This is a genomic window from Paenibacillus sp. A3, assembly GCF_001399685.1.
In the GTDB taxonomy this organism is placed as follows: Bacteria; Bacillota; Bacilli; order Paenibacillales; family NBRC-103111; genus Paenibacillus_G.
Map to the genome: position 1 here is coordinate 16,229 of NZ_JTHN01000093.1, position 14,397 is coordinate 30,625.

Sequence of the window (14,397 nt, forward strand, 5' to 3'; positions counted from 1 at the left end):
AGGAAAAAAGAGGGAAGCTTGAACTACGGCTGACGCGGTTACGAACCGACGTCAGCTTTTTTTATGAGGCATCGCGGCAAGCGGTCTGCAACCATAGAAAAACGATTGACTTCAAGCTGGAATCGATGGTAATATCTTCATTACATTACTAACACGAGGGTAATAAAATATCAAAATGTAATCGCTTTACTAATCATTTTATGAGATTTACTTCTTTAAAAACACGGTTTTCCTATTGTTTTATTAACGACAGTGGAGAAAATAAAGAGAAAGGAGCAGGCATACGTCATTTTAGTTTGGAAGCGCAAACAGGAAAAATTATTAAAGAATCAATCCGGAGGCGTGTTGCATGAAAAAATGGGCATTTTGTTTCGTTAGCTTATTGCTAATATTCAGCGTGATGTTGTCCGGCTGCAATTTTACCGGCGAAACTCCCCAAGGCGCGGAATCGCCAAGCGGCCAAAGCTCCTTGAAAGACGGGGAGCAGCCGTCAAGCGGAAAAGCAATCACCTTATCCGTGGAAACGGAGATTACGGATTTGAACCAATTTTCCGCATCCGACAATGTTGCCTTCGCCATTCTGAACAACGTCAACGAAGGGCTGTACCGTCTGGACCCCAAAAACGTGCCGCAGCCGGCGATGGCCAAAGAGGTCGATATTTCCAAAGACGGATTAACGTACACCTTTACGCTGCGCGATGGCGTGAAATGGAGCAACGGCAGCCCGGTGACGGCGGCGGATTTCAAATTTGCATGGCTCGGCTCGATGAAGCCGGAAACGTCGCTCAGCGGGTACGCCTTTATTTTGACGGATTATATTGAAGGCGGGGCGGAGTACGCCGAAGGCAAAGCGGCCGATGTTTCCGGTATTGTGGTGAAGGATGACAAGACGCTCGCGGTCAAGCTGAAAAATCCGACGCCTTTTTTCCTCCGCCTGGTTTCCTTTATTCCGTATTACCCGTTGAACGAAAAATTCGTGAAGGAAAAAGGAAAAGACTTCGCGCTGAAATCGGAAAATATGCTGTACAACGGGCCTTTCGTGCTCACCCAATTCGATCCGGCCGGCGGCGCGGTATTGGAGAAAAACCCGAATTACTGGGACAACGGCTCAGTGAAGCTGGATAAAGTCAATATTAAAGTGGTGAAAGAAATGAACACCGCTTTGAACTTGTATAAGGTCGGGGAGCTGGATCGGGTGAATTTGTCGTCTGCTGATGTGAGCGCTAACAAAACGAGTCCCGAATTCGGCTCCGACATCGAATTTGCGACGACCTACCTGCAATTCAACTTGAAAGCCGACGACGTATCCAACCCAAACATTCGGAAAGCGCTTCAATTGGCCTATGACAGCAAGGTTCTGGAGCAGCTTTTGAATAACGGATCGAAGGGAGCCGTAGGATTGATCCCCGATCTTATGAACGGAGCGGGCGGCAAGTCGTTCCGCGATATGCAGGGAAAGGTGATTGCGCCGGACGCCGCCAAGGCCAAGGAGCTGTGGGCTCAAGGGATGAAAGAGCTCGGTCACACGCCGAAAATCAAGCTGCTGGTGTTGGATGATACGGTGAATAAAGATGTCGGCACGTTCCTGCAAAGCGAATTCAAGAAAAATCTCGGCGCGGAGATTGAGATCGAGTCGATGCCAAAGAAGGCCCGCAACAAGCTGATGGACGACAGCAGCTATCAGATGGCTGTCACCGCTTGGGGAGCCGATTACGACGACGCCATGACGTATCTGGATCTCTGGGTCAATCACACGCCTTATCGCGGGAACTACAACAATCCGAAGTACGACCGTCTGATTGCGGAAGCCAAGAAGGAAGCCGACGAAGCGAAGCGCGCGGAAATGCTGCTGCAGGCGGAAAAAATATTAGTCGGCGAGGACGCCGTCGTGGCGCCGTTATTTTATAAAGGCCACGCCTTCCTCCAGAAAAAAAATATCGAGGGACTTGTTTACCATCCCTATGGCGCGTCGTGGGATTTCAAATTTGCGGCCAAAAAATAACAATGAATCAGGAGAGGAAGCGGGTTCTTTCTCTCCTTTCCTGTAGGCCGACGTGGCGCGAAGGTGTGAAGATCGGTACAAAGAGGTGCAGGAATGAAAAAATATATCGCCATTCGGGCTGTGTACATCTTGATCACGCTGTGGATCATTGCGACGTTGACGTTTTTTCTCATGAAGCAGCTGCCGGGATCGCCGTTTGACGAAGAAAAATTGGCTTTGCTGCCGGCTACGGCGAAAGCAGAGATCTACGCCAAATACAGCCTGGATCAGCCGGTGTGGAAGCAGTATGTGCATTATATGGGCAATTTGGCGCGGGCCGACTTGGGTACTTCCTTTTTTTATAAAGGCCGGCCGGTGCTGGACATTATGTTGAACCGCCTTGTCCCATCTGCGCTCATCGGCGTCCAGGCAATTGTACTCGGGGTTGCGCTCGGTCTGATCCTCGGAGTGGTTGCGGCGCTGCGCCATAATACGCTGTGGGATGCGGTCACGATGTTCATTGCGGTGATCGGGGTCTCGATTCCCAACTTCGTCTTTGCCGCATTGCTGCAGTATTATGTCGGGATGAAATGGGGGCTGCTGCCGGTTGCCTTTTGGAAAAGCTATTCCAGCTCCATCATGCCCTCCATTGCGCTATCGCTGATCGTCATCGCGCTGATCGCCCGCTTTGTCCGCAACGAAATGCTGGAAGTATTGCAGCAGGACTATATCGTACTGGCGAAAGCCAAAGGGCTCAGCCCGTTCGCCATCGTATGGAAGCATGCGATCCGCAATGCGCTGATTCCCGTCATCACGATTCTGGGTCCCATCACCGTGAACATTTTGACCGGTTCGCTGGTCATTGAAAGCATATTTAGCGTACCGGGGATCGGTAGCCTGTTTGTCGATGCCATCAAAATGAACGATTATACCACGATTATGGGCGTTACGATTTTTTACAGCGCGTTTTTTGTGCTGATTGTGCTGATCGTCGATCTGCTGTACCGGGTCATTGACCCGAGAATCCGTCTGGCGGGAGGGGAGAAGTGACTATGCTGAATTACGAATCTCGGGAGCTCGACCGCTTGTTCGTCTCGACCACCGTCGATCCCCACGAAAGCGAGAGCGTATCCGGCCCTCCCTTGAACGCGTTTCAGGAAAGCTGGCGGCGGCTGCGCCAAAACCGCGGAGCGCTCGTGAGTCTGTATCTTCTTCTTTTCCTCGGTCTCATGGCCGTGGCTGGCCCTTGGATGAGCCATTATACGTACTTCGATACGAATTACAGCGCCGCTTACCAAGGGCCGAACGCCGATCATTGGCTCGGCACGGATAAGTTCGGACGAGACCAGTGGGTCCGAATTTGGCAGGGCACGCGGATCTCGCTGCTTATCGCCCTGCTGGCGGCGGCGCTGGATCTGTGCATCGGCGTCGCGTACGGGGCCGTCTCGGCGCTGCTCGGCGGCAGAACGGATACGATCATGCAGCGGATCATTGAGATTTTGGTCAGCGTGCCGAGCCTGATTGTCGTCATTCTGCTGATGATGGCGATGAAGCCGGGCATTTTCACGATCATTGTGGCGATGGTCATAACCGGCTGGGTCAACATGGCCCGATTGGTACGGGCGCAAATTTTGAAGCTGAAAGAGCAGGAATTCGTGCTGGCCGCCCGTACGCTGGGGGCAAGCAACTCGCGTCTGATCTTGACACATCTCGTTCCGAACACGGTCGGAGTCATTGTCATCAATACGATGTTTACGATTCCTTCGGCGATTTTTACGGAAGCGTTCCTCAGCTTTATCGGTCTGGGGCTGCAGGAACCCATGGCTTCGCTCGGCGTGCTCATCAATACGGGGTACCAATCGCTAAACACGAACTACTATTTGCTCCTGTTTCCGGCTTTGATCATTATTGTGATCATGGTGGGCTTCAATATATTGGCCGACGGATTGCGAGATGCTCTGGACCCCAGAATGCGCAAATAGCTAAAGCGTTATGAAGCTGTGAACGAGAGAACAAGGAGCGATACGAGGATGGAGAAAATTCTGGAAGTCAAGGACCTGGAAATTTCGTTCCAGAGCTACAAGGGGGAAATCAAGGCCGTCCGCGGGGTCAGCTTCGAACTGGCAACAGGGGAGACCTTGGCCATCGTCGGGGAATCCGGCTCAGGGAAGTCGGTCACGTCTAAAGGCATCATGCGTTTGCTGCCGCATCCGTTCGGGAAGATCAAGAACGGGAAGCTTTTGTTAGCGGGCGAAGACTTGATGGAACGCTCGGATAAGCAAATGCGGGACATTCGCGGGGCCGAAATTTCGATGATCTTCCAAGACCCGATGACGTCTCTCAATCCGACGATGACGGTAGGAAGTCAACTCATGGAAGGCTTAATGCAGCACCGGAAGCTAGGCAAATCGGAAGCGGCGGAGATCGCGCTGGAGCTGCTGAAGCAGGTCGGCGTCCCCAACCCGCAAGTGCGGATGAAGCAATACCCGCACCAATTTTCCGGGGGCATGCGGCAGCGTGTGGTGATTGCCATTGCGCTCGCCTGCAATCCGAAGGTGCTGATCGCGGATGAGCCTACCACGGCGCTGGACGTCACGATTCAAGCGCAAATTCTGGACTTATTGAAGGAGCTGCAGCGGGAAAAGGGGACGTCCATTATTCTCATTACGCATGATTTGGGAGTCGTCGCCAATATCGCTCATCGGGTGGCCGTCATGTATGCCGGGCAAATTGTCGAGACCGGAACGGCGGACGAAATCTTTGTTGATCCGAAGCATCCGTATACTTGGGGCCTGCTCTCCTCCATGCCGAAAATCCACGAGCATACCGAAGCGCTGCTGAGCATCCCCGGGACGCCGCCCGATCTGATTCATATGCCGGCCGGCTGCACTTTTGCCGCCCGATGTCCTTATGTCATGGAAGTGTGCCGGGCTTTGCCGCCGAGATCGACGGCGATCACGGGGACCCATCAGGCCGCTTGCTGGCTGTTGGACGAGAGAGCCCCGCGTATTCAGCCCCCGCAAGGTGTGGCGGGGAGAGCTGCGCGATGAATGGTTTGCAGGGCGCAAGACCATGAAAGGGGAAAAGGTAAAGGTGAAATCAATCAACTGGACCGAGGAAGTGTGGGCAAGGAAAGAAGCGCTGCTGAGCGACCTTGCGGAGCTGCTCAAAATCCCGAGCGTTAAAGATGTAAGCACCAGCGAGGCGGGCAAGCCGATGGGGCGGGAGATCGCCCGGGCGTTGGAGTTGATGCTGGGGCTTGCGGAGCGTGAACAGTGGCGGACGTGCAACTTGGACGGCTACGCAGGCTATGCGGAATACGGCCCTGCCGAGAGCGCCGATTATATCGGCGTGCTGTGTCATCTGGACGTTGTCCCGGCGCCCGGATCATGGACTTCTCCGCCGTTCGAACCGGAGGTCCGCGACGGAAAATTGTATGCGCGCGGAGCGATCGACGACAAAGGGCCGACGATGGCCGCATTTTATGCGATGAAAATCGTCAAGGAACTGGGCCTTCCGCTGAAGCATCGGGTACGGATCATCTTCGGCACGGACGAGGAGCATACGATGAGCTGCATGGAATATTACCGTCGCGTTGAGAAGATGCCGGTGGCCGGGTTCGCACCGGATGCGGATTTTCCGATCATTCATGCGGAAAAGGGGCAGATCAATACGAGAATCGTCCTGCAGAAAAGCGGCGATGCCGGCGAACAAGAGGGAACGGGACAAGGGATTGTGGAATTAGTTTCCTTTCATTCCGGGAGTGCGGCGAATATGGTTCCCGCATCGGCGGAAGCTGCGGTGACCGGAGAGCTTTCGCTCCTCGCGGCGTTGGCCGGGCAATTTAGCGATTATTGCAGTGGAAATCGTCTGAAAGGCACGGCGTCCGTTCAAGATGGGACGCTCGTCTTGACTTTGCAAGGGAAGGCTGCGCACGGCATGGAGCCGCAGTTAGGCGTGAACGCCGGGCTCAAGCTCGTTCATTTTCTGAGGGATTACGATTTTCAGCCCGATGCGCAGCATTTTATCGCCTGCTTGGACGAATATTTTTACGACGATCCTGCGGGGCGGAGCATCGGGATCGATTGCGAAGACGAGATTATGGGGCCGTTGACGGTGAATGTGGGGATTATGCGGTATGCGGCTTCGTCGGAACCTTCGTTTGCTTACCTCAATATCAGGTTTCCGCTTGTGGCGGATGAGCTGCGGCACGTCGAGACCATTCGCGACAAGGTCGGGAGGTACCGTTTTACCATGGAGCCGCCGATTCTGAAAAAGCCGCATCATGTGGCAAAAGACCATCCGATGATCGCAGCGCTTCAGGCCATTTACCATGAAGAAACCTCGCTGGAGCCGGAATTGCTCACGACCGGCGGAGGCACATATGCCAGCTTCCTGGATAACGGCGTCGCGTTCGGCGCGTTGTTTCCGGGAAAAGAAAACGTTGCTCATCAGACGGACGAATATATTGAGATCGACGATCTGCTCAAAGCGGCCGTCATTTATGCCAGAGCGATTTATGAGCTGGCTAATTTGGATTTTTAATCATATTCGCCTGCGTTTTCCTTTCGTAGCATTCGGAGCTACGTATGGATCGCAGGCGAATGTGCGTTTTTGGACGAACCTCCTCGCCTCCTAATCCATCGAACGAAAAAGCCCTTCTGCGATGCCAACATTTCCAAACTTAACCCCCGACATCCGATACCGGTTATTTGCGGTATAATAAACTTTTTAACGCGAAATATTTTTTATCATTTCCAGTGAACCTTATGGAGCGACGGAGCCAATACATCGTGTATACAATTTCGGGGGGCCTCCAATGGATAACGAACAACTGAACGTCTGGCTTGACCGGCTGATCGACGGGGATCCAGACGCTTTTGAAGTGATTTACGGCATGACCAAGAACAAAGTGTATGCGACCGTGGCGGCGTTGGTGGCTCATCCCGCCGATGTCAACGACATTGTGAGCGAGATTTATTATCAGCTGTGGCGGGCTTTGCCGGGCTACGACCGCACGCGTCCTTTTTTGTTCTGGCTCAACGGGATCGTCCTTCGGCAAATAAGCAGCTGGCGGCGGCAGCTTTGGAGAAGATTCCGTTTGCTTGAGAAAAAAAACCGTTTGAGCGTGGAGCAGCATGTGGAACGGCCGGAGGAACCAGTGCTGGAGAACGAAGCGCAAAGAGAAATGCAGCACCTGATCAATCAACTGCCGTTCAAGCTGCGCATCGTGATTATATACCGCTTTTACTATGATTTTTCGCACGAGCAGGTAGCGGAGCTCCTGCAAATTCCGCTCGGCACGGTCAAATCCAGAAATCATCTGGCCTTGAAGCAGCTGCGCAAATGGTTGGACACTCAAGCAAATGAGGAGGCTGGTTCCGAACATGTCAATCTCGGACGAAATTAAACAATCGCTGACGGAGCAATTCGACAAGACGCAAGTTCCGGAAGACGTCGATCGGCGGGTAAGACAATCTTTCGTACAATTTCATGAGAAAAAGGAGAACAAGAAAATGAAAAAAACGATCATCGCTTTCAGTATTGCGGCAGCCGTATTAATCCCGACAGGCGCTTATTCGCTCACCAGCTCTTATTTTGCTAAGGATCAGGCGGACATCAACGGATTGGTCGGCAGCGGGGTAAAACGCGCGGTGTCCGAAGGGCTGTCGGTGCCGATCGACCGTAAAATAACGGATCAAGGCATTACGATACATTTTAAAGAAGTGTATGTCGAGGATACCAAGGTTCTGCTTCATTACCGGATCGAGAAGCAAGATGGCGCGCTCGTTCCTTGGGAATTTGATACGACCGGGCTGCAGGTCATTTCCGACGGGAAGAAAGACGGCAAACAGGTGGACAATCCGACCTACCAGGAACCGGGTGTGGAAGGTTTCAGCCGGCTTAACTTTATCGGTACGGAACGGAAAGAACAACTTCCGTTTCGCCTGACCGATGCGGCGGGCAAAGAAATCGAGACGGGCATTGCGGACAAGGATCAGCCGGAAGGGGTGATTGCCTTCGTGACGAGCGGCGGTGCTTTGCCGCAAACGATTAAGCTTAATGTGGATATCGACCGCATCGGCAAAACCAAAGGGAGCTGGAAGGGGGATATCGCCATCGATCAAAGCAAGGCCAAGCAGGCCACCGAAGCGGCCAAGGCCAAGCAGGCTACCGAAGCGGCTCGTTAAGCAATAGGGGTAGGGGGAATTTTCCTCCTACCCCTTTGTGCTAAGCACGTCCAGCAGCAGCTCTTCGCTTTGCTGCGTTTCCCATGTGGCGGCGAAGCGCACTTGATGCGACACGCCCAAGATCTCGTAGCGCTGAGCGAGATGCTGGCGCGCCGTACCGACGATCAGCGAGTGCAGGCGCACCTGCTTCGAGCGGCCGAGCTCGGCCAGCGCTTCGCGTACGGGCGGGGACACCGCGCCGACGCCGTCGGTTACCATGACGAAATCGGCGTCATGGTAACGCGGCTCGGCGGACACGAGCTCGATGCCGCGCCGCAGCGGAGCGTCGAAGTGCGTGCCGCCGCCGAAGGCGAGCCGCGACAAGGCGTAGAACGCCGGCCAGTCAGGCTTTCGCCAGTAGAGCGGGTGCTCAACCAGCTCGCCGCGCGCGCCGAACAGGAGCAGTCGAAAGTCGCGCTTCTCCAGCAGGCTGAAGGCGGCGAACGTGGCGACGAACAGCTGGGCGAGCCGCAGCTTGCTGCCGCGCATCGAATGGGACGTGTCGAGCATGCAGACGACCGGCCCTTTCAGAGGCTCGCGGGTCCAGCCCGTGACGTTGTAGGTGAGCAGCTTGCGCTCCAGCCACTTGACCATAAAATACGCTTCGTAGTCTTCGTCGGCCAGCAGACTCGCTTCGCTGGGCAGCATATGCGTAATATCGCCGGACTGCCTGAGGTCGTCATAGCTTTCCGGGATGCGCGGCGACCGGACCTTCCGGCGTTGTGCCTTCAAGTGCTGCACGTTCCGGCCGATTTCCTGCAAGAAGGCGATGAGTTCGGGGTGACGCTTCAGCTTCTCGACCCATTGCAGGTAATTGGCGAACTGCTGCCGGTGCAGCCGCCCGAGATCGCTGCCCCAGCGCCGGTTGGCAATCCGCTGGCTCGCTTGCAGCAGCTCGAACAGGTTCAAGCTTTCGCTGTCTTCGCGGCCGAGCGATTCCTGCAGCGCCCGGTTGAGCCAGCCGCCGAGCTGGGCTTCCAGCTCCCGCAGTGTCTCCCGGTCGCGGCGCTCCAGCCGCTCGACCCGCTTCTCGCGCTCGCCGAGCTCGGCTTCAGCCTTCTGGAGCTTCTGCCGAAGCTTGTCGCGCCGGACGAAGTCGGTCCGCATCTCTTCCTGCAGTGAACGGATGCGTTCCTTCAGCGCGCCGATCTCCGCTTCTACGAGCGGCCGACTGTCCAGCGCCGCCTGCTTCTCCTCGACGTTGCGCTTGCCGCGCTGCAGCGTGTAGCCGACGAGCCGCAGCTGCTCGATCTGCTTCTCGTTCAAACGTTCCTGCACCTGCGGTTGGTCATCGCCTTGCCCTTGACGGCTCTCGCTTAGGCCGATCGTCCGAAGCTGCTGCTCCTCCTGTTTGCGCCGCTTCACTTCGTCTTCGAACGTTTGCGTCAGCCACATGAGCGCCTTCAGCGCCGTTTTGAACGAGGCGTTGACCTCGCCCGTCGTTCGCGGATGGATCGTACGGTAAAAGAACTGCTTCTGCAACTCCGCCACAAGCCAGCGATGGAACGGCGCCGCCTCCTGGCTGCGGTCAAGTTCGGGGCGGGCCAAATAGAAGCACATGAAAAAATCGGCAAACAGCTCCACCGAAAACCACGGCGTTTGCGTCTTGGCCTCGCGAATCCATTCCTGCGCGGCGCGGGAGGAGTGGACATATCCGTCAAATACGTAGCGGTCGATTTTTGCCGACCGGATGATCATGCCGAATCACCTCGCTGCCGAGGAAGTCCAGTGAATGATCCGCTTGCGCTGCGGCATCTTCATTCATCGGGCTTCTAGAGTGTGTAGTCGTATTGAACGCCCGGAATTTCGCGGTCGAACAGCGTCCGGTACAGCCCTTGCATCGATTGCAAAATGCGCTCGCCCTGGATGCGCAGGTGCGTATATTTCGCCGCATACTCTGCCGTTTGCAGCAGCAGGAAATTGCGGTTGCGGATGTAACCGGGCAAGTCTTTTTCCCGCTGTAGCCACTGGAGCAGCTTGCGTTGCAGCTCCCGAGCCTTTTCCTCCAGCTCCAGCCGGCATTCCTCCAGATTGGCTCTCGCCTTGTCCTGCTCTTCCTTGCTCAGTCGGCCGCCGACTTCTTTTTTGAACTGAAACGAGTGAAGCGCGTCTTCTTCTTCGAGCCAGTGCTTGGCGATCCGGTCATAGCGGCGGAGAGGCAGCTCTTTTTCCGTCTCCTGCTTGAGCCCCTCCTGAAATACCTTCTGAAAGATCTCCTTGAGCGTACCGTAATCCTCCGGCAGATCCCACAGCATATGCGGCGTATAGACGGTATCCCACACGTTGACCTCGCGGCGGCCGTTCAGCGCGGCCGATGTTTTCCATACCTGTCCGATTTTGCGCCAGCGGCGGTCGGACAGGGCGAATTCCTTCGCTTCCAGCTCGGTTTTGAGCTGATACAGCATATAGATCAGCGGTTCGGGGATGACGACATCTGCGGTCGCCCGCCGTACGGTCTCGATATCCCGCAGCGAGAGCAGGGCAGGGAGCGGCTCGCCCGGGAGCTGGAACATTTTTTCGTAGCTCGACATTTGTTTCAAATACCCGACCTCGTAGCGGATCAGGAAACGGTCGTATAGCGCAGCGAGCTGTTCGTTTTCCTCCGGCAGCTCGTTGGAGGCGGCGATCAGAAACAGCAGCGGCACGCTTTGCTTCTCCTGTCCGTTGAAAAACACCCGTTCGTTCAGAATGGATAGAAGCGCGTTCAAGATGGCGCTATTGGCCTTAAAGATTTCGTCGAGAAAAGCAAAATCCGCCGCAGGCAAATAGCCGTCCGTCTGCCGGACGTATTGATCGGCTTTGAGCCGCTGCAGCGATACCGGCCCGAACATCTCGTCCGGCGTCGTGAAGCGCGTCAGCAAGTAGTCGAACCAGCGTCCGCTACCGAACAATTGGGAGAGGGCGCGGGCAAGCTGCGATTTGGCGGTGCCGGGCGGGCCGATCAGCAAAGCATTCTCGCCGGCCATCAGACCGAGCAGCAGCACCCGGATCAGTTCTTCGCGTTCGAGAAAGCGGTCTTCCAAATGCCCGATCGCTTGCTCCAGTTTATGGCGTATCGATTCCAGCTCGTTCATATCCATCGTCGCATCCCGTCCGAACGTTGCAGCCGTCAGGCTCGTATGATGATAGGACGGAGACGCTCCCTCCCTCGATCGTTATGTTTTCCTGTGACATCCATTTTCATATTGTAGCAGACCACGGCTCTTTTCTCTAATGATCGTGTGGAGTTTTTCATTCCAAACCGCTTCATGCTACAATAGAGTTCAGGGCATTTATGGAAAAAGGAGCGATGGGACATGTCGGTTTACGATTTTTCGGCCGCAACGATTCAAGGCGCGGACAAGCCGCTGTCGGACTACCGGGGCAGCGTGCTGCTGGTCGTCAACACAGCGAGCGCCTGCGGCTTGACGCCGCATTACGAAGGACTTCAAAAGCTGTACGAAACCTATAAGGATCAAGGTCTGGTCGTGCTCGGCTTTCCGTGCAACCAATTTGCCGGACAGGAGCCCGGGACGGAGGCCGAGATCGCACAGTTCTGCGAAACGCGGTATAACGTGACGTTCCCGCTGTTTGCCAAAATCGACGTCAAGGGAGAGCACGCGCATCCGCTCTATCAATATTTGGTCTCGCACGTGCCCCAGCCTTACCGGACGGGGGATATCGAATGGAACTTCGTGAAGTTTCTGGTCAACCGTCAAGGCGAGGTCGTCAAGCAGTACTCAGCACGCACGGAACCGGCGGCCATCGAGGGAGACATTCAAAAGCTGTTAAGCGAATAAAGTGGCGATGCGAGCAGTCTGTTCCGTACCGGGACAGGCTGTTTTTGCCGTTCATGCGGGGGAGAAGGCGAGCCTTCGAAAAATTACACCTTTTTCCGAAAGGAAAAACGGTCTATAATAAACTGGTATGAAGCGGTATAACCGTAGATTGCAAACGTGTGCAACCAGAACGACTGACGCCGCGGCTTGCGCAAAAGGGAGGCTGGACCTATGGCAACCATAGAGCAGGTTATAGATCAAAAATACGCCAAGCTGGGGGACATTTTGCATTCGATGAACAAAGTCGTCGTCGCGTTCTCCGGCGGGGTGGACAGCGCTTTTCTGCTCAAGGCGGCGCTTGAATTTATGGGCAAGGACCGGGTGCTTGCCATTACGGCCGATTCGGAGACGTATCCCGAACGGGAAAAGCTGGAGGCGATCGCGCTTGCCGGGAGCTTGGGCGCACCGCATGAGGTCATTCACACAAGCGAGCTGGATATTCCCGGGTATGCGGAAAATCCGACGAACCGGTGCTATTTTTGCAAAAACTCGCTGTTCGATCATTTGATTCCGATCGCCCATGCGCGCGGCTACGAGCATGTCGTATTCGGCGCCATCGCCGACGACCTCGGGGAGCACCGTCCCGGGCTGCAGGCCGCACATGAACGGGGGGTCCGGGCTCCACTGCTGGAAGCGGGCCTGAAAAAATCAGAAATCCGCCATCTGTCCCGCAAATTCGGGTTGTCCACGTGGGATAAGCCGTCATTCGCCTGTCTGTCTTCGCGAATTCCGTACGGGGAAGCGATCACGGCCGAGAAGCTGTCCATGATCGATCGGGCGGAAGACTTCCTGATTCAGCTCGGTTTCCGCCAGGTGCGCGTACGTCAGCATGATACGCTGGCACGGATCGAGGTTCCCGCATCGGAGCTGGCCGATGTGCTGGCTGTCGCCGAGACGGTTCACGCGCAGCTGAAGGAGATCGGCTACGCCTACGTGACGATGGACTTGAAGGGGTACCGTTCGGGCAGCTTGAACGAAGTGCTTTCGCCGCAGGAGCAATCGGTACAAGCGGCTGCGCAGGCGTAAGTTCGGAGAGGAGCCGATTCGATGAGCAAACCGAAAATTTATATTTCCAAAGCGATCCCTGAACCGGCGCTTGCTTATCTGGAGCAGTACTGCGAGTGCCGGATGTGGGACGGACAAGGCGCCGCATCCAGACAAGGGCTTCTCGCAGAGCTTCACGATGTAGAGGGGCTGCTGACGACCGGAGGTCCGATCAACCGGGAGCTGCTGGACCATGCCCCCAAGCTGCGGGCGGTCAGCAGCATTTCGGTCGGGTACAATCACTTCGATCTGGAAGCGATGAAAGCCCGCTGGGTCATCGGAACGAATACGCCGCACGTGCTGGACGAGACGGTCGCGGACCTGGTGCTGTCACTTATGCTGTCCGCGGCACGGCGTATCCCCGAGCTGGATGCGTTCGTGAAGCAGGGCCGCTGGCAGCGGGGCAAAGGGCTGACCGACGAATATTTCTTTGGTATGGACGTGTACCATCAGACGCTCGGCATCATCGGGATGGGCCGGATCGGCGAAGCGATCGCCAAGCGTGCGGTGGACGGCTTCGGTATGAGCCTGCTTTATCATAACCGCAGCCGGAAGCCGGAGACGGAAGAAAGGTTCGGCGCTCGCTACTGCAGTTTGGACGAGCTGCTGCGGGAGTCGGATTTCGTCGTGATGATGACGCCGCTGACCCCGGAGACGGAACGAATGATCCGCTTGGAGCACTTCAAAATGATGAAGCCGACGGCATTCTTCATCAACGCTTCCCGCGGGAAAACGGTGGACGAGCAGGCGCTGATTCAAGCCTTGCAAACCGGACTCATCCGGGGAGCGGGACTAGATGTGTTCGATCCGGAGCCGCCGAGCCCGGACAATCCGCTGCTGCATATGCCGAATGTGGTCACGCTGCCGCATATCGGCTCGGCCACAGGCAAGACGCGGCTCGATATGGCGATGCTTGCCGCACGTAATCTCGTTGCGGCGCTGACCGGCGGACACCCGCCGAATGTCGTGCCGGAGCTGCGGGAGCTGCTCGAATAGACGCTGTCGGACGATGCTGTAAGTTTAAGCGGCTTCCAATCAAGATTTCCCGATGACCCGGGGTCCCCGCAAAGTATTCGGATTAAGCTTCCTGATCCAACTTCACTTTGTGGGGTGGAGCCCATCGTAACCTCTATTACCTCAATTGACCACTTCTCAACAAGCTCAGCCGCTAAACGCGGCTTTTTTGCGTGTCATGATACAGGGAAAAGCGAGAGCCATGGGGAAATTCGCAGCCGATTATTCTGCCACTGTCGCGGCTTACAGCCGGTCCGAAGGTTTATCCGATATAGCGGAAGCCAAATGCTTTATTCGTGTCGAAAGATGT

At 55.6% G+C, this 14,397-nt stretch carries 12 protein-coding genes; 10 read left to right on the plus strand and 2 right to left on the minus strand.

Annotated features, from left to right (window positions below; all coding sequences use genetic code 11):
* Positions 1–349: 349 nt before the first annotated feature.
* From QJ48_RS14340 to QJ48_RS14370, 7 genes are all read left to right on the plus strand, one after another.
* On the plus strand, positions 350–2,002 hold the full coding sequence (locus tag QJ48_RS14340; protein ID WP_054974247.1) for a peptide ABC transporter substrate-binding protein: 1,653 nt from the start codon (positions 350–352) through the stop codon (positions 2,000–2,002).
* Positions 2,003–2,095: 93 nt separating this feature from the next.
* The gene (locus QJ48_RS14345) at positions 2,096–3,031 is read left to right on the plus strand and encodes an ABC transporter permease (protein WP_054974248.1); all 936 of its coding nucleotides are present in this window, start codon (positions 2,096–2,098) and stop codon (positions 3,029–3,031) included.
* 2 nt (positions 3,032–3,033) lie between these two features.
* Positions 3,034–3,963, plus strand: coding sequence for an ABC transporter permease (locus QJ48_RS14350; protein ID WP_054974249.1), 930 nt, complete (start codon positions 3,034–3,036; stop codon positions 3,961–3,963).
* Between the two features lie 48 nt (positions 3,964–4,011).
* The gene (locus QJ48_RS14355; protein WP_054974250.1) at positions 4,012–5,031 is read left to right on the plus strand and encodes an ABC transporter ATP-binding protein; all 1,020 of its coding nucleotides are present in this window, start codon (positions 4,012–4,014) and stop codon (positions 5,029–5,031) included.
* Between the two features lie 43 nt (positions 5,032–5,074).
* Complete coding sequence (gene pepV, locus QJ48_RS14360) at positions 5,075–6,526, plus strand: dipeptidase PepV (RefSeq protein WP_237762917.1); 1,452 nt, start codon at positions 5,075–5,077, stop codon at positions 6,524–6,526.
* A 274-nt stretch (positions 6,527–6,800) separates the two neighbouring features.
* Complete coding sequence (locus tag QJ48_RS14365) at positions 6,801–7,391, plus strand: sigma-70 family RNA polymerase sigma factor (protein ID WP_054974252.1); 591 nt, start codon at positions 6,801–6,803, stop codon at positions 7,389–7,391.
* Positions 7,369–8,172, plus strand: a complete 804-nt coding sequence (locus QJ48_RS14370; RefSeq protein ID WP_054974253.1) for a DUF4179 domain-containing protein — start codon at positions 7,369–7,371, stop codon at positions 8,170–8,172. The genes QJ48_RS14365 and QJ48_RS14370 overlap by 23 nt, the downstream gene beginning before the upstream one ends.
* A gap of 27 nt (positions 8,173–8,199) precedes the next feature.
* Here the strand turns inward: QJ48_RS14370 and QJ48_RS14375 are convergent, their stop codons facing one another.
* Together QJ48_RS14375 and QJ48_RS14380 are read right to left on the minus strand one after the other, a co-directional pair.
* A complete protein-coding gene (locus QJ48_RS14375; protein WP_054974254.1) occupies positions 8,200–9,909 on the minus strand; it encodes a hypothetical protein in 1,710 nt (569 codons plus the stop codon).
* A 74-nt stretch (positions 9,910–9,983) separates the two neighbouring features.
* Entirely contained in the window at positions 9,984–11,285 is a 1,302-nt protein-coding gene (locus tag QJ48_RS14380; RefSeq protein ID WP_054974271.1) for an AAA family ATPase, read from the minus strand.
* Positions 11,286–11,507: 222 nt separating this feature from the next.
* Between QJ48_RS14380 and QJ48_RS14385 the strand changes: the two genes are divergently transcribed.
* The 3 genes from QJ48_RS14385 (at position 11,508) to QJ48_RS14395 (ending at position 14,069) form a co-directional block, all read left to right on the plus strand.
* A complete protein-coding gene (locus QJ48_RS14385; RefSeq protein ID WP_054974255.1) occupies positions 11,508–11,990 on the plus strand; it encodes a glutathione peroxidase in 483 nt (160 codons plus the stop codon).
* Positions 11,991–12,200: 210 nt separating this feature from the next.
* On the plus strand, positions 12,201–13,055 hold the full coding sequence (gene larE / locus QJ48_RS14390) for an ATP-dependent sacrificial sulfur transferase LarE (protein WP_054974256.1): 855 nt from the start codon (positions 12,201–12,203) through the stop codon (positions 13,053–13,055).
* Positions 13,056–13,076: 21 nt separating this feature from the next.
* Positions 13,077–14,069 carry a D-glycerate dehydrogenase gene (locus QJ48_RS14395; RefSeq protein WP_054974257.1) on the plus strand — a complete coding sequence of 331 codons (993 nt, stop codon included), beginning with the start codon at positions 13,077–13,079 and terminating at the stop codon, positions 14,067–14,069.
* Positions 14,070–14,397 lie beyond the last annotated feature (328 nt).